The sequence below is a fragment of the Methylocystis sp. NC52PC genome, from assembly GCF_055698645.1.
In genome coordinates this window covers 3,357,090-3,370,137 of sequence record NZ_CP170127.1, presented here as the reverse complement: position 1 = coordinate 3,370,137, position 13,048 = coordinate 3,357,090, and the positions used below count along the sequence as shown (strand labels likewise).

Here is a 13,048-nt window from a genome sequence, read left to right as displayed (position 1 = left end):
GAGGAGCTATGGCAAACGGCGGCTTCGCTAGTTTTTCCGCGAAAACCTCTTTGTTTATGGGTCTTTTCTCGCCTGTGAACAGGCGAAACGCCAGCGGGGATTATGTTTCCGAAGAATGGCGGCCCGCCTTCATCGCCTCCTCGAGCCGCATCGTCGCCGAGCCGGGCTTCGCCGGCTTCTGCTGGCTTTCATGGGGCGCCCAGCCGGAAATCCAGACGATCTCGAAGCTCGCCCGCACGCGTCCGTCGGGATCGGAGAAGCGCTCGGCGTAGATTTGCGCCGCGCGCGCCAGCACGTCGCGGCGCAGCGGCTTCGACGCGCGTTTCGCCAGGACATTGGCTGCGCCCATGGCGCGCAGGTCGGCCATCAGGCCGAGCGCCGAGTCGTAGCGCAGGGTGAAGCTGTCGACGTCCGAGACCGGCAAGGCGAAGCCGGCGCGTTGCAACAGGCCGCCCATGTCCCGCACGTCGACGAAAGGCGAGACGCGCGGGCTGGCGCCGCCGGTGATCTCTTCCTCCGCCTGCGCCAGCGCGACGCGCAGCTCGACGAGGCTCGCGCCGCCCGGCAGACAGGCGAGAAACAGGCCGTCCGGCGCGAGGATGCGGCGCACCTGAGCGAGCACGCCCGGCAGGTCGTTGACCCACTGCAGCGCCATGCCGCAGACCACCAGATCGAAGGAGGCGGGCGCAAAGGGCAGGGCCTCTTCATCCGCGATCACGTCGCCGCCGTCGCGGCTCGCACGCAGCGGCGCAGCGCGTCCGCTCGCGACGATCGCCTGCGCGAAATGCTCAGCCGGCGCGCCGAGGTCGAGCGAGCGCGGGAATTCGCGTTTGACCGTCAGGAGCCGGTCGAGCAGATCGTCGGCCGCCCGCGCCACAAGAAAGTCCGGCGCCCCCCGGGCGATGGCGCGGCGCAGCCGCCGGCGCAGGAGAGCGCGGTCGAAAATATGCGGAGGCGAAGGCTGATTGGTCATGGCTTTGTCCATCGCGCTCGCCGAACAACCCGGCAAGCGCCTTGGCGCGAAGGGTTTGCGCGCTTCATCTAGGTAGATATCGGTCGGGGATCGCGCCGTCGGCGCAGCTCCCGAAGGTTTTAAGGTTAAGCCCTAACCGCAAGTTGCGGAACGCTTGGACAGCATGGAGCCAAAGCCAACATGCTGCGTTAGTCATCCGCTTCTTGCGTTCAGTAAAAGGTGTGTTCCATGCGTACCGCGTTCTCTCGAGTTATCCCTCCGCTCTTCGCCGCCGTCGCCGCGCTTGGCGCCGCCGTCCTCCCGCAATCGGCTTCCGCCCGCGACACCGTCTCCTTCTCCCCCGAGGTCGAGCCCGGCACGATCGTCATCAGCGCGAGCCAGCGCAGGCTCTTCTACGTCGTGCGCCCCGGCGTCGCCATCCGCTATCCGGTCGCCGTGCCCAAGCGCGGCAAGGAATGGTCGGGCTATGCTTCCGTGGATGGCAAATATCTTCAGCCGGACTGGTCGCCGCCGTCCATCGTGAGGGCCGATCATCCGGAACTGCCCAGCCTGATTCGCGGCGGCTCGCCGCGCAATCCGATGGGAGTCGCGGCCTTGACGCTCGACCGCGGCGAGGTCGCGATTCACGGCACCTCGGCCAAGATGCGCGCCTCGATCGGCACGGCCGCGTCGTACGGCTGCATCCGTATGCTGAACGAGGACGTCGCTGACCTTTACTCCCGCGTGAACGTTGGCTCGCCCGTGTTGATGCGGCCCTGATCGACCGCCTGGCTGGCGCGATGGAGGCTTCCTCGCGCCAGCCTGAAGTAAAGGCCGACTTCTCCAAAGATTTTTGTCGCGCCGCTTGCGTGTATCTGTGGAATGAAGCGTGCAGCCCATGGACGGGGCTGGGCGAATCCCGCAGTCTGCGCCCGAGTTGACGCGCGCTTCGCGTCTGAACCGTCACGCGTTTCTGAGGCAGGTGGAGTATATTGGCTCGAGCGCTTGATTCGTCGGCCGCGAAAGCTCTTCTCGAAAGGAGGCGCTTGTTAGCCTTTGGTCTCGTGATGCGTCGCCCCCCTCAAGTTCGTTACGTCGCCGCGTCCTGCTGACACCCCGATGAAGGTTGGCTCATGCTGATCGCTAGAGAAAAAGAAACGGAACGCGCCGAGCATCCGGTGGATGTTGTGGAGCAACTCGCCGCCACAAACGACTGGATCTTCGACCGTGAGGACGAAGACGAAATTTCCATCGCCGTCACGGGCGCCTGGACCGAATATCAGGTGGCTTTCACCTGGCTTCCGCACATCGAGACGCTACATGTCAGCTGCGCCTTCGACCTCAAGGCGCCAGAGCGGCGTCGGAGCGACGTCATGGCGCTCGTCAATGCGATCAATGAGCAGATGTGGATCGGCCATTTCGATTTCTGGCCGCAGGAAGGCGTCGCGATGCATCGTCACGGCCTGATCCTGTCCGGCGGCGCGCAGCCCTCCGCATCTCAATGCGCGGCGCTGCTCGACAACGCATTGACCGCCTGCGAACGCTATTATCAGGCGTTCCAATTCGTGCTCTGGGCCGGCAAATCGGCGCGCGAGGCGCTGGACGCCGCCAATTTCGAGACGAAGGGGGAGGCGTGAATCCGAGGCTGAAGGGCGCCTCCGTTGCATTGATCGGGGCAGGCAACATGGGCCTCGCCATGCTCGAGGGCTGGGTCAACGAGGGCCTTTCCGGCAAGGACGTCGCCGTCGTCGACCCGAACCCGTCCCAGCGCCTGCGCGATTTTTGCGCCGCCAAGGGATTCCTGTTGGCTGCGGCGCCGGGCTCTGACGCATCGCCGCGCGACGCCGTCGTTCTCGCCGTAAAGCCGCAAGCGCTGGACGCGGGGGCAGGGGCGGCCGCACCCTTCGTCGGAGAGGGTTCCGTCGTCGTGTCCATTCTTGCGGGAAAGCGCATCGAGGACATTGCGGCGCGTCTGCCCGCCGCCAAAGCGATTGTGCGCGCCATGCCGAACACGCCGGCCGCCATCGGGCGCGGCATGACGGGCGCTTTCGCCAGCGCCGCAACGCGCGAGGACCAGCGGCTGCTCGCCGACGCGCTGTTGCGCGCGGCGGGGCAGGTCGAATGGGTGGACAGCGAAGGGCTGATCGACGCTGTGACGGCGGTGTCCGGCTCCGGCCCGGCCTATGTGTTCCTTCTCGTCGAGTGCCTCGCCGCCGCGGGGGTCGAGGCCGGTCTGCCCAAAGCCTTAGCCGAACGGCTGGCGCGCGTCACGATCGAGGGCGCTGGCGAGCTGCTCCATCGCCAATCGGAAACCAGCGCCGAGACGCTGCGCCAGCGTGTGACCTCTCCCGGCGGCACGACTGCCGCCGCTCTGGGCGTGCTGATGGCCGACGATGGCCTGGCGCCGCTCATGGCCAGGGCCGTGGCGGCCGCCAGGAAACGCGCCTCGGAGCTTTCGGGCTGAAAAACATGCGCTCGGCGTGATCCTGGATCGAAAAGGACGCCAAGACGGCGCTTTTTCGCCTTGCCCCATTGCGGCCCGGCAATAGATTAGCGAAAGAGACGAAAACCGACATCGGAGACCATGATGAGCACTCGAAACAGGGTGATCGACGCCGCGCTGAAGCTTGCGGCCCGCCGCGATTTCGGGGACGTCAGCCTGACCGACATCGCCCAGGAGGCGGAGATTTCACTCGCGGATCTGCGCGACCTCTTCCCCTCGAAGGGCGCGATCGTGGGCGGCTTCTCGCGCCGCATCGACCGGCAGGTGCTGGATGAATTCTCGGGCCTGAACTCTCACGACCCGGCGCGCGACCGGCTCTACGACGTGTTGCGCAAGCGGCTCGAGGCGCTGGAGCCTCACCGCGACGCTCTTTCCAGCATCGGCCGCTGGGCGGCGCGCGATCCGCTGACCGCGGCGGCGCTCAATCGCGAGACCGTCAACTCCATGCGCTTCATGCTGGAGGCCGCCGACATCGACTGCGACGGCCCGGTGGGCTCGCTCAAGCTTCAAGGGCTCGCCATGGCGTGGGGCCGGGTGCTGGACGCCTGGTTCGAGAACGGCTTCTCCTTCGCGCTCGAGACGCTCGATCGGGAAATCGCGCGCGGCGAGCGCTACGTCGAGCATGTCGAGGATTTCGCCCGCATCACGCGGCCATTCACCGACATGGCGAACAGGCTGTTTGAATTGGGCGGCATGCGACGCCGTCACGGGCACGCGGCGGACGACGACCACCCGCACTCGCACGCCTGAAGCGGCCGCCTCGAGGCTCCTGCTCCCGGACGCGGCGAGAGGGGCGCTCGTTCAGATCGGCAGCGTCACCGTCGCCCGCAGTCCGCCCAGCGGGCTGCGGTCCAGGTCGATCTCCCCGCCATGGGAGCGGGCGATGTCGCGGGCGATGGCGAGACCGAGGCCGGAATTGCCATTGTCCTGATTGCGCGACTCGTCGAGGCGATAGAAGGGCCGGAAGGCGTCCTCGCGCCGCTCGACCGGAATGCCGGGTCCGTCGTCGTCGATGTGGATGGTCATCGTCTCTCCGTCATTCTCGAGAGAGAACTCCAGCTTCTGTCCATAACGCTGGGCGTTGCCGACCAAATTGGCGAGCAGGCGCTTGATCGCCGCTGGCCGGGCGTCGAGCGTCGGGTCGCCGTCGACCTTCATCGTCACGCCGATGCCGCGCCGTTCCGTGTCGGCTTTCAGCTCCTCGAGGATCATCCGCATGTCGGTCGCCGCCGAAGCCTCGCCGCCGTCGCCGCGGGCGAAGGCGAGATAGGCTTCGACCATCCGCTCCATTTCGTCGACGTCCGTGCGCATCTCGCGCGCTTCGTTGCTCTCGCCCATGAGCGCCAGCGAGAGTTTGAAGCGCGTGATGATCGTGCGCAGGTCATGCGAGACGCCGTTGAGCATCGTCGTGCGCTGCTCGATGGCGCGCTCGACGCGCCGCTTCATCTCCAGAAAGGCGGCGCCGGCCTGGCGCACTTCTCGCGCGCCGCGCGGGCTGAACTGCACGTCGCGGCCCTTGCCGAACTCCTCCGCCGCCTGCGCCAGCCGCAGGATGGGGCGGATCTGATTGCGCAGAAAAGAGGTGGCGATGGCGAGGATGATGATGGAGGCGATCGCCATCCACATGAAGAAAATATAGGAGTTCGAGGCGTAGGCGTGGGTGCGCGTGACCAGCATCCGAAGCGTCGCGTCGTCGAGGGCGACGCGGATTTCGATCAGATTGCCCGGCACATTCGTGTTGATCCAATAGGGCTGCAGGAGCTTGCGTGAGAGCTCCCGGCTCAGCGCCTTGTCGAGCAAGGCGAAGAGCGACGACTTCGTCACAGGCGGCGGCAGCGGCTCCCTGGGGAGGATCGACAGCTCCATGTTGAGATCGAGCGCCGCAATGCGCCGCAACTGGCTGTGCTCGGCGTCATCCGGGAAGGTCCGGTAAACATCGACAACCGCCGCCGCCTGACGGGCGACGCCCGCGGAGAGGCGATAGGTCACGACCTCCCAGTGGCGCTCCATGAAGACATAAGCGACCGCAGACTGCAGCAGCACGACAGGCAGGATGACAATGAGCAAGGCGCGCGCATAAAGGCCCTTCGGCATGCGCGCGTGCAGCCAGTCGGCGAAATTGCGCCACAGTTGGCGCGGCGCGGACAGGACGTCGTTGATCACAAGCGACATGAAAGCCTCTAGCCTTGCATTTTGAGCGGCGGCTCGACGAGCAGCCGGTAGCCTTGGCCGCGCACCGTCTGCAAATGCCGAGGCGCGTTGGGGTCGGTCTCGATCTTGCGGCGCAGGCGCGCAATCTCGACGTCGACCGTCCGCTCGGCGGCGCTGTGCTCGCAGGCGCGACTCGACAGAGTCTGCCGCGAGACAATGGCGCCGGCATGTTGAACAAGCGTCTGCAACAGGTCCCGCTCGCGCGTCGTGAGTCGAACGGGGTCGCCGGCGCGCGTGAGTTCGCCCCGCGCCGGATTATAGGCGAAGGGGCCGAAACGAACCAAGGGATCCGCCGCCTCGGCGCGCCGCGCGCGGCGCAGGATGCTCGCGATTCGCAGGGACAATTCGCGCGGATCGAAGGGCTTGGCGAGGTAGTCGTCCACGCCGGCCTCCAGCCCCTCGACGCGATTTGCGGTCTCGGCGAGGGCGGTGAGCATCAGGATCGGGGCCGAGCGCAAAGGCTCCGGCCCGTCGCGAAGCCGCGCGGCGAAGGCCGTGCCGCTCTCGCCCGGCATCATCACATCGAGCACGATGAGGTCGAAGGCGAAGTCGCGCAGCCGCTCCGACGCTTCTCGCGTATCGGCCGCCGACGACACGAGATAGCCCTCGCCGACGAGATAGCGCGCGAGCAGCGAGCGGATGCGCTTGTCGTCGTCGACGACGAGGATGTGGGCGCCTTTCGACGGAGCGGCGCGCGTCGCGGCGACGCTCATGATCGCGCGCTCCGGCCAATGTCGAGACGGCCGAGATGGGCGCGCACGCGCGCGCGCTCCTCGGGGTCGAGCATGGCGAAGAGAAACTCCGCCGCCGCGCCACGGGTCTCCGCCGGAAGCGATTCGAGCACGCGGCGGAAGCGCGCCGATTGCAGCGCGGCCAATTCGCGGGCGAGCTGGCCGCCGCGCGGGGTGGGGTAAAGCAGCCGCTGGCGCCGGTCCGCCGCGCCGGCGCGCGCCTCGACGAAGCCGGCGTCGAGGAGCTGCTTGAGGACGCGGTTCAAGCTCTGCTTGGTGATCTTGAGAATGTCGAGCAGCGAGGCGATCGTCAGGCCCGGCCGGCGGCTGACGAAATGCAGCACCCGGTGATGGGCGCGGCCGAAGCCGTAATTCTCGAGCAGCCGGTCGGCGTCGCCGACGAAGTCGCGATAGGCGAAGAAAAACAGCTCGACGAGATCGAGCGCCTCGGCGTCGTCCTCCAGAGGCGGCGCCGCGCGCGCGCCGCGGATCGGTTCGACGGCGCCTTCAGCGCCCCGCGCCGCGGTTTTTCGCTGCAAAAGCTCGCTCAAACGCCGGCTCCGGGCTGGTCTTTCCGTAACACGCCTTTACGTCAGCTATATTGACATATTTCCGACCGATGGCTAGTGCTGACGCGCAGCGTCCACGCGGCCCTTCGGCCCCTTCCGGACGTGGCATTCCCGGAGCCTGCCATGAGTGTCCCGCCCTTCGATCAGCGCGACGGATTCATTTGGTATAACGGCGCGCTGGTTCCCTGGCGCGACGCCAAGCTGCATGTTCTCTCGCATGGCCTCCATTACGGCTCCTGCGTCTTCGAGGGCGAGCGCGCCTATGGCGGCAAGATCTTCAAGTCCACCGAACATTCGGAGCGGTTCAAGCGCTCGGCGGAAATTCTCGATTTCGAGATTCCCTATTCGGTCGAGGAGCTCGACGCCGCCAAGGACGAGACGCTCAAGGCCAATAACCTCCTGAACTCCTATGTCCGGCCCGTGGCCTGGCGCGGCAGCGAGATGATGGCGGTCGCCGCCCAGCACTCGACGATTCACGTCGCCATTGCGGTGTGGGACTGGCCGAGCATGTTCGACATCGCGACGAAGATGAAGGGCATCAAGCTCGACATCGCCGAATATCGCCGGCCCGATCCGCAGACGGCGCCTTCCATGGCCAAGGCGGCGGGGCTTTATATGATCTGCACCATTTCGAAACATCGCGCCGAGCGGCGCGGCTACGCCGACGCGTTGATGCTCGACTGGCAGGGGCGGGTGGCGGAATGCACCGGCGCCAATGTCTTCTTTGTGAAGGACGGCGCGCTGCATACGCCGATCGCCGACTGCTTTCTCGACGGCATCACGCGCCGCACCGTCATCGACCTCGCCAAGCAGCGCGGCGTCGAGGTGATCGAGCGCCGCATCATGCCGGAAGAGATGGCGAGCTTCGAGGAATGCTTCATCTGCGGCACGGGTGCGGAAGTCACGCCGGTCGCAGAGGTCGGACCTTACCCTTTCGTTCCCGGCGCGCTCTCCCGCGCGCTCGTCGAGGACTACGACAAGGCGGTCAACGCCTGATCCTTCGGCGTCGATCCTGAAGATTCGAGCGGCGGCCTCGAGGGCCGCCGCATTTTTTTAGTAAAGCACGCATTGGCAGCGCTGCCGCAGCCCGCGATAGGGCGAGTAGCCGGCGTTGTAATAGCCGCCATACGCCGGGGTCGGCGCGTAATATCCGCGCGCGTAGGGGCGATAGACGGGGGAGGGCGCGTAGCGGCGCCCATAGGGCGCGGGATAGCCGCCGCTGACATAGACGTCGGCGGCGCTATAGGCGGCGCGGCGATAGGGTCCGCCGCCATAGCCGCCGGCCGGATATTGATAGCCGCCATAGTAATAGCCCTGATCGTAGCCGACCGCGCCGGCCGCGACGCCGACTCCTACCCCGACGCTGGCCCCAAGTCCCCCATAGCTCTGACCGTAGCCGCCATAGGCATAGCCGGGCGCGGGCGCATAGCCGCCGCCGAAGAAGGGCTGCTCAAAATCCTGCGCTTGCGCCGCCGCGCTCGCCGCGACGAGACCAATGACGACCGCAACCATCATGGGTTTCACACTTATTCTTGCACGCATACGACTCACTCCTGGTTGTCTCGCAATTCAGTGACGGCTGTCGCGGCGCGCGCCAGTGCGCATCCCGTGCCGATAATCGGGGAGATGGATGACGTGTGGGTTAGGCCGCTCGACTCCAGCCGCTTCGCCGGCGATCTTTCTGAACGAATATCCGTCGCCGTCTTCCGACGCGCGCGCCGGCGTCAGACGGCTGTAGCCGTCATCGCCGTAGAACACGCCGCCGCCGCCATAGAAGCCGCCGTCGCGGCGGCGGTTGTCGAAATGGTTATAGGTGAAGACATTGGCGGGGCCGCCGCCGCCCACGTAGCCGCCGCCGTACTCGCCGCCGTAATAACCCCCGCCCACGAAAGGGGCGGCGTGGGTATAGCCGCGCCAGTTGCCGCCATTCCAGCCTGCGGCGCCAACCGGCCCCTGACCGGGCGCATAAGCGCCAGGGCCGACGCCGGGAAGCGCCGATGGCGGCGGCGGCCCGCCGCCGCCATGACCGCCTTCGCCAACGCCGCCTGCCTGCGCCAAGCCGAGCCCCGGCGGCGTCAATGCGCAGGCCAGTGCGAGCGCGCGGAGTCCCAATTTAAAACACATGACCGACGCCCTTCCTGTCGGATCGAACCGAACTGGGACGCTTTGCGTCGAAACGGTCCGAAAGACGCGCGCGCGGCGCGCGCCGACAGGGAAGGGGGCAAGCTTCGTTCCCCGCGGGGCGGCGGTTAGCGGATGGCTAATCCGCTCGAGTTGCGAAAATGCATCGAGAGGCCTGCGAATCTGTTACGTTCAGGTTGGGTTGCACGCCGCACCGGCCGAGGCGCCTCGTTTGAAGGAAGCAGGATGAAAAAGGTTCTGATCATCACGGCGCTCGCCGCTTCGTCCGTTTTCGCCGCCATGCCCGACGCGGGCGCCGTGGTTTGCGCGCGCGGCGTCTATCGCGCCGGCTGCGCGGGGCCGAACGGCGCGGTCGGCGTGCGGCGGGGCTTCTACGGTCCCGCATATGGCGGAGCTGTCTATCGCGGCCCCTACGGCGGCGGAGCTGTCGTGCGCGGCCCCTATGGCGGCGCGGTTTATCGCCGTTGGTGACGCGAGGGCCGCTTCAGTTATCACACGCAATGCTGCGCGGCCGCTTGTATCGGGGGTAGGGGCTCCCCTGGAGGCGGATGCAGAGCCGCTTGCGCGTTGAACTTTTCCAGCGCCCGCCTCAAGAGCGTGTCTCCCGGTGTGCTCGTACAATGCCCCGGGAAACACTGGCGAACCTGTTGCGACAGGCTTTGCGTAACGGCGTAACCATCACCGCCAACTTACGTTGGCCCCGTTCAGACTTGTGGTTGCGCGTGAAGCCGCGCCGGCAATCACCGCGAAACGCGCGCCTTGATCGCATGTTCGGCGAGCGTCTTGCCGAGCGACCACACTGCCGAAGGAGCATTGTGCGCCTCGGCGACGACGGCGTCGAAGGAGGATTCGATCCAGTCGCAATCCGCGTCCGTAAGCGTCAACGGCGGCAGCAGCTTGATCGTGTGATTGCCGTGGCCGGCGACCTGGGTGAGCACTTTGTGGTCGCGGAACAGCGGAATGGAGATGAGCTGGCAGAACAGGCCCGAATTCACCGTCTCGAGCAGGTTCCACGCGGCCTTGAGCTTGAACGATTTCGGCGGCCCGAACTCCACGCCGATCATCAGCCCCTTGCCGCGCGCATCGCAGACGAGCTCATAGCGTTCGGCCATCTTCCTGAAGGAGGCAAGCAGGCGCGCGCCTTTCTCGGCGGAATTCTCGACCACGCGTTCATTCGCGAGGACCTCGAGAGTCGCCACGCCCGCCGCCATGGCCAGATCGTTCTTGCTGAACGTCGATCCATGGACCACGGCGCGATCCATGCGGTCGAAGACCTTGTCGAAGACCCATTTGCGGGTGATCACCGCCCCGACCGGCACATGGCCGCCCGACAAGGCCTTGGCGATGACGATCATGTCCGGCTCGACGCCGGGATAATGGTCGATCGCGAAAAATTGGCCAGTGCGGCCGAGTCCGGTCTGGATTTCGTCGGCGACGAAGAGCGTGCCGTATTTGCGGCAGAGCGCCTGCACGCCGGCGAGGTAAGAGTCGGAGGGAATGTTCACGCCCTTGCCCTGAATGGGCTCGACGAAGAAGGCGGCGATATCGCGTCCGGCGAGCGCGCGCTCGAGCGCCGGCAGATCGTCGAACGGAATTTCCTGCGCGTTGGGCAAAAGCGGCCCGAAGCCTTTTTTGAAAATATCGTCGCCGTTCATCGACAACGAGCCATAGGTGAGGCCGTGGAACGAATGCGCGCAATGCAGAATCCCGGGTCGGCCTGTCGCCGCGCGGGCGAATTTGATCGCCGCTTCAACCGATTCCGCGCCGGAATTGGCGAAGAAAACCTTGTCCAGATAGGGCGCGCGCGCGACGAGCTTCTCAGCCAGAACGCCGGCGAGAGTCGAGACGTCGAGCTGCACCAGATTGGCGAATTCGCCGTCGAGAACGCTGATCAGCGCCTCCCGCACGGCAGGATGGTTTCGTCCGAGCGCGAAGACGCCCCAGCCGCTGAGCAGATCGAGGTAGCGGTCGCCCTTGCGATCCCATAAATAAGCGCCGAGGCCGCGCGTAAAGCCGACGTCATAGCCGATCGTCTTGAGAACGCGCACCCACATTTCGTTGAGATATTTGGAATGGAGCGCGAAACGCTCGTCCTCCCGGGCCGCGACGAGCGCCGCGAGATCATAAGGAGAGGCGCCGTGCGCGCCCTTCTCGGCGGAAGCGCTCGACGGCGCGGTCGACAGGTCGGTCATGCGACGGCTCCAGGTGAGACGGGAAAAAACGGGCGCCGGCGGTTCAATGGCCCTCGTACGCCTGTGTTTCGATTGCGCGCTCCGCGCAATTTGTCAAATTCGACGGGCGGGGCGGCTGTGGCCAATTCACGCACCGGATACGGATTTTTTCGGGCCGGCGCCTACGGTCGAGCCTGCCGCCGCAGCTTCGCGCCTGGATACGGGCGCAAAACCGTTTTGGTTTGAATCTGTTGCGGCCATCTCGCGGGAAAGCGAGCTATAACAAGGGTGTGCTCGCAGCACGTGTATCCACAGCGATTCGCGCTTTGTTAAAAAATCTCTGGTTGGATGGCGGGCTGTCGATGTTATCTTGCCCCCAGTGATTCATTTGGCACGCAGAGATTCGAGTTTGTGATTGCTCGCCGTCTGCGCCGGTCGAATGCTCTGGATCAGCACTGGGGGAGTTGGTCGGTTGGGAGCGAAGGTAACATTTGAGGACGAGTTGGGCGCTGCGCCCGCCGCCGAAGGCGAAGAGGGCCTCGAGTTAGTCGAGGTCGCAGGCCGAATAAAATGGTTCGATGTCGCCAAGGGCTACGGCTTCGTCGTTCCGGACGATGGTTCGCCGGACATCCTCTTGCATGTGACCATTCTCCGTCGCAGCGGGTTGCAGACCGCTTTCGAAGGCGCGCGCGTCGTGTGCGAGGCGCAGAAGCGCGCCAAGGGCATGCAGGTGTTCCGCGTCCTGGCGATGGACGAGTCGACGGCCGTGCATCCGGCGCAGTCCTGTGCGGGACGCACCCATGTGCAGGTCAAGCCGACGAGCGGCTATGAAATTGCTATTGTGAAGTGGTTCAACCGCGTGAAGGGCTTCGGCTTCCTTACCCGCGGGGAGGGGACGGAGGACATCTTCCTGCACATGGAGACGGTGCGCCGCTTCGGCATGACCGAGCTGAAGCCTGGCGACAGCCTTCTCGTCCGCTACGGCGACGGCCCCAAGGGGCTCATGGCCGCCGAGGTTCGTCCGCTCGAGGCGAAAAGCCCCTCTCATTGACCTCGTGGCCCTTCGGCGGCTTTATACGCACGTTGACAGCAGCCGGAGAACCGTAATGAGACTTTGGCGTTTCGCCGCCACGGGACGCGCCGTATCGATTTTCGCAGGCCTATGGGTGGCGTTCTCCCTCTTCTTCGCAGCGGCGGGCGCGAGCGCCGAGACGGCCCTGCAGCGGTTGGAGTTCGTGACGGAGAGCGGACCGCATATCTTCAAAGTGGAACTGGCGGATTCGCCCGACGAGCGGGCCAAGGGCCTGATGTTCCGCCGCGCCATGCCGGACGACCAGGGCATGCTCTTCGATTTCCACACCGAGACGCCCATCATGATGTGGATGAAGAACACTTATATTCCGCTCGACATGGTGTTCGTTTCGAAAAAGGGGGTCGTCATGAAAATAGCGGCCGACGCGACGCCCATGTCCGAGGAAGTCATTTATGGCGGCGAGGCTTACGCCGTGATCGAACTCAACGCCGGCGCCGCCAAGAAGATCGGCCTGAAGCCCGGCGACGCCGTTCGGCACCCGGCGTTCAGGAATTGAAGCCGCCTTGTGAGGAAAACCGCCGCATGATAGGCGACGGGTCTGGGACGATTGGCACCAAGTCCGGCGGGGTATAGCGCAGCCTGGTAGCGCGGAAGTTTTGGGTACTTCAGGTCGCAGGTTCGAATCCTGCTGCCCCGACCATCCTTCATCACTGACGCCGGCGTCACTCGGACGGCC

15 protein-coding genes and 1 tRNA gene are annotated in these 13,048 nt (G+C 65.6%); 9 read left to right on the top strand and 7 right to left on the bottom strand.

Annotation, left to right across the window (positions count from 1 at the left end):
* Nucleotides 1-100: 100 nt before the first annotated feature.
* Entirely contained in the window at nucleotides 101-973 is an 873-nt protein-coding gene (locus tag ACETII_RS18435; protein ID WP_363348467.1) for a methyltransferase domain-containing protein, read from the bottom strand.
* Nucleotides 974-1,201: 228 nt separating this feature from the next.
* Here ACETII_RS18435 and ACETII_RS18430 point away from each other — a divergent pair, with 228 nt between their 5' ends.
* From ACETII_RS18430 to ACETII_RS18415, 4 genes are all read left to right on the top strand, one after another.
* Complete coding sequence (locus tag ACETII_RS18430) at nucleotides 1,202-1,732, top strand: L,D-transpeptidase (protein ID WP_472786479.1); 531 nt, start codon at nucleotides 1,202-1,204, stop codon at nucleotides 1,730-1,732.
* 353 nt (nucleotides 1,733-2,085) lie between these two features.
* Nucleotides 2,086-2,589: a type III secretion system chaperone family protein gene (locus tag ACETII_RS18425; RefSeq protein WP_472786478.1), complete on the top strand. Its 504-nt coding sequence runs from the start codon at nucleotides 2,086-2,088 to the stop codon at nucleotides 2,587-2,589.
* Nucleotides 2,586-3,416, top strand: a complete 831-nt coding sequence (proC, locus tag ACETII_RS18420; protein ID WP_472786477.1) for a pyrroline-5-carboxylate reductase — start codon at nucleotides 2,586-2,588, stop codon at nucleotides 3,414-3,416. Before ACETII_RS18425 ends, proC begins: the two co-directional genes overlap by 4 nt.
* A gap of 120 nt (nucleotides 3,417-3,536) precedes the next feature.
* Nucleotides 3,537-4,205, top strand: coding sequence for a TetR family transcriptional regulator (locus ACETII_RS18415; RefSeq protein ID WP_472786476.1), 669 nt, complete (start codon nucleotides 3,537-3,539; stop codon nucleotides 4,203-4,205).
* Nucleotides 4,206-4,256: 51 nt separating this feature from the next.
* Here ACETII_RS18415 and ACETII_RS18410 read toward each other — a convergent pair whose 3' ends face one another.
* From ACETII_RS18410 to ACETII_RS18400, 3 genes are read right to left on the bottom strand one after another with little or no spacing between them, the layout of a single operon-like run.
* Nucleotides 4,257-5,627 carry an ATP-binding protein gene (locus ACETII_RS18410; RefSeq protein ID WP_472786475.1) on the bottom strand — a complete coding sequence of 457 codons (1,371 nt, stop codon included), beginning with the start codon at nucleotides 5,625-5,627 and terminating at the stop codon, nucleotides 4,257-4,259.
* Between the two features lie 8 nt (nucleotides 5,628-5,635).
* Nucleotides 5,636-6,379: a response regulator transcription factor gene (locus tag ACETII_RS18405; protein ID WP_363348454.1), complete on the bottom strand. Its 744-nt coding sequence runs from the start codon at nucleotides 6,377-6,379 to the stop codon at nucleotides 5,636-5,638.
* Nucleotides 6,376-6,888, bottom strand: coding sequence for a MarR family winged helix-turn-helix transcriptional regulator (locus tag ACETII_RS18400; RefSeq protein WP_363351389.1), 513 nt, complete (start codon nucleotides 6,886-6,888; stop codon nucleotides 6,376-6,378). The genes ACETII_RS18405 and ACETII_RS18400 overlap by 4 nt, the downstream gene beginning before the upstream one ends.
* A 201-nt stretch (nucleotides 6,889-7,089) precedes the next feature.
* Here ACETII_RS18400 and ACETII_RS18395 point away from each other — a divergent pair, with 201 nt between their 5' ends.
* A complete protein-coding gene (locus ACETII_RS18395) occupies nucleotides 7,090-7,962 on the top strand; it encodes a branched-chain amino acid aminotransferase (protein ID WP_472786474.1) in 873 nt (290 codons plus the stop codon).
* Between the two features lie 57 nt (nucleotides 7,963-8,019).
* On the opposite strand, the gene ACETII_RS18390 is transcribed toward ACETII_RS18395, so the two are convergent.
* Nucleotides 8,020-8,481: a hypothetical protein gene (locus tag ACETII_RS18390; protein ID WP_472786473.1), complete on the bottom strand. Its 462-nt coding sequence runs from the start codon at nucleotides 8,479-8,481 to the stop codon at nucleotides 8,020-8,022.
* A 54-nt stretch (nucleotides 8,482-8,535) separates the two neighbouring features.
* Complete coding sequence (locus tag ACETII_RS18385) at nucleotides 8,536-9,090, bottom strand: hypothetical protein (RefSeq protein WP_472786472.1); 555 nt, start codon at nucleotides 9,088-9,090, stop codon at nucleotides 8,536-8,538.
* Between the two features lie 243 nt (nucleotides 9,091-9,333).
* Here ACETII_RS18385 and ACETII_RS18380 point away from each other — a divergent pair, with 243 nt between their 5' ends.
* Nucleotides 9,334-9,579: a hypothetical protein gene (locus ACETII_RS18380; protein ID WP_363348446.1), complete on the top strand. Its 246-nt coding sequence runs from the start codon at nucleotides 9,334-9,336 to the stop codon at nucleotides 9,577-9,579.
* A gap of 269 nt (nucleotides 9,580-9,848) precedes the next feature.
* Here the strand turns inward: ACETII_RS18380 and ACETII_RS18375 are convergent, their stop codons facing one another.
* Nucleotides 9,849-11,300: an aspartate aminotransferase family protein gene (locus ACETII_RS18375; RefSeq protein WP_472786471.1), complete on the bottom strand. Its 1,452-nt coding sequence runs from the start codon at nucleotides 11,298-11,300 to the stop codon at nucleotides 9,849-9,851.
* Between the two features lie 418 nt (nucleotides 11,301-11,718).
* On the opposite strand from ACETII_RS18375, the gene ACETII_RS18370 reads away from it, so the two are divergent.
* The 3 genes from ACETII_RS18370 to ACETII_RS18360 all read left to right on the top strand — a co-directional run bounded on the left by ACETII_RS18370 (nucleotide 11,719) and on the right by ACETII_RS18360 (nucleotide 13,012).
* A complete protein-coding gene (locus ACETII_RS18370) occupies nucleotides 11,719-12,330 on the top strand; it encodes a cold-shock protein (RefSeq protein ID WP_363348442.1) in 612 nt (203 codons plus the stop codon).
* A 55-nt stretch (nucleotides 12,331-12,385) separates the two neighbouring features.
* Nucleotides 12,386-12,868: a DUF192 domain-containing protein gene (locus ACETII_RS18365; protein ID WP_472786470.1), complete on the top strand. Its 483-nt coding sequence runs from the start codon at nucleotides 12,386-12,388 to the stop codon at nucleotides 12,866-12,868.
* Between the two features lie 67 nt (nucleotides 12,869-12,935).
* A tRNA-Pro gene (locus tag ACETII_RS18360) sits at nucleotides 12,936-13,012 on the top strand.
* Nucleotides 13,013-13,048 lie beyond the last annotated feature (36 nt).

Bases quoted from the DNA above. Each gene is read 5' to 3' on its own strand.
- ACETII_RS18435 (WP_363348467.1), bottom strand. From the start codon at position 973: ATGACCAATCAGCCTTCGCCTCCGCATATTTTCGACCGCGCTCTCCTG.
- ACETII_RS18430 (WP_472786479.1), top strand. From the start codon at position 1,202: ATGCGTACCGCGTTCTCTCGAGTTATCCCTCCGCTCTTCGCCGCCGTC.
- ACETII_RS18425 (WP_472786478.1), top strand. From the start codon at position 2,086: ATGCTGATCGCTAGAGAAAAAGAAACGGAACGCGCCGAGCATCCGGTG.
- ACETII_RS18415 (WP_472786476.1), top strand. From the start codon at position 3,537: ATGATGAGCACTCGAAACAGGGTGATCGACGCCGCGCTGAAGCTTGCG.
- ACETII_RS18410 (WP_472786475.1), bottom strand. From the start codon at position 5,627: ATGTCGCTTGTGATCAACGACGTCCTGTCCGCGCCGCGCCAACTGTGG.
- ACETII_RS18405 (WP_363348454.1), bottom strand. From the start codon at position 6,379: ATGAGCGTCGCCGCGACGCGCGCCGCTCCGTCGAAAGGCGCCCACATC.
- ACETII_RS18395 (WP_472786474.1), top strand. From the start codon at position 7,090: ATGAGTGTCCCGCCCTTCGATCAGCGCGACGGATTCATTTGGTATAAC.
- ACETII_RS18390 (WP_472786473.1), bottom strand. From the start codon at position 8,481: ATGATGGTTGCGGTCGTCATTGGTCTCGTCGCGGCGAGCGCGGCGGCG.
- ACETII_RS18385 (WP_472786472.1), bottom strand. From the start codon at position 9,090: ATGTGTTTTAAATTGGGACTCCGCGCGCTCGCACTGGCCTGCGCATTG.
- ACETII_RS18380 (WP_363348446.1), top strand. From the start codon at position 9,334: ATGAAAAAGGTTCTGATCATCACGGCGCTCGCCGCTTCGTCCGTTTTC.
- ACETII_RS18375 (WP_472786471.1), bottom strand. From the start codon at position 11,300: ATGACCGACCTGTCGACCGCGCCGTCGAGCGCTTCCGCCGAGAAGGGC.
- ACETII_RS18370 (WP_363348442.1), top strand. From the start codon at position 11,719: ATGCTCTGGATCAGCACTGGGGGAGTTGGTCGGTTGGGAGCGAAGGTA.
- ACETII_RS18365 (WP_472786470.1), top strand. From the start codon at position 12,386: ATGAGACTTTGGCGTTTCGCCGCCACGGGACGCGCCGTATCGATTTTC.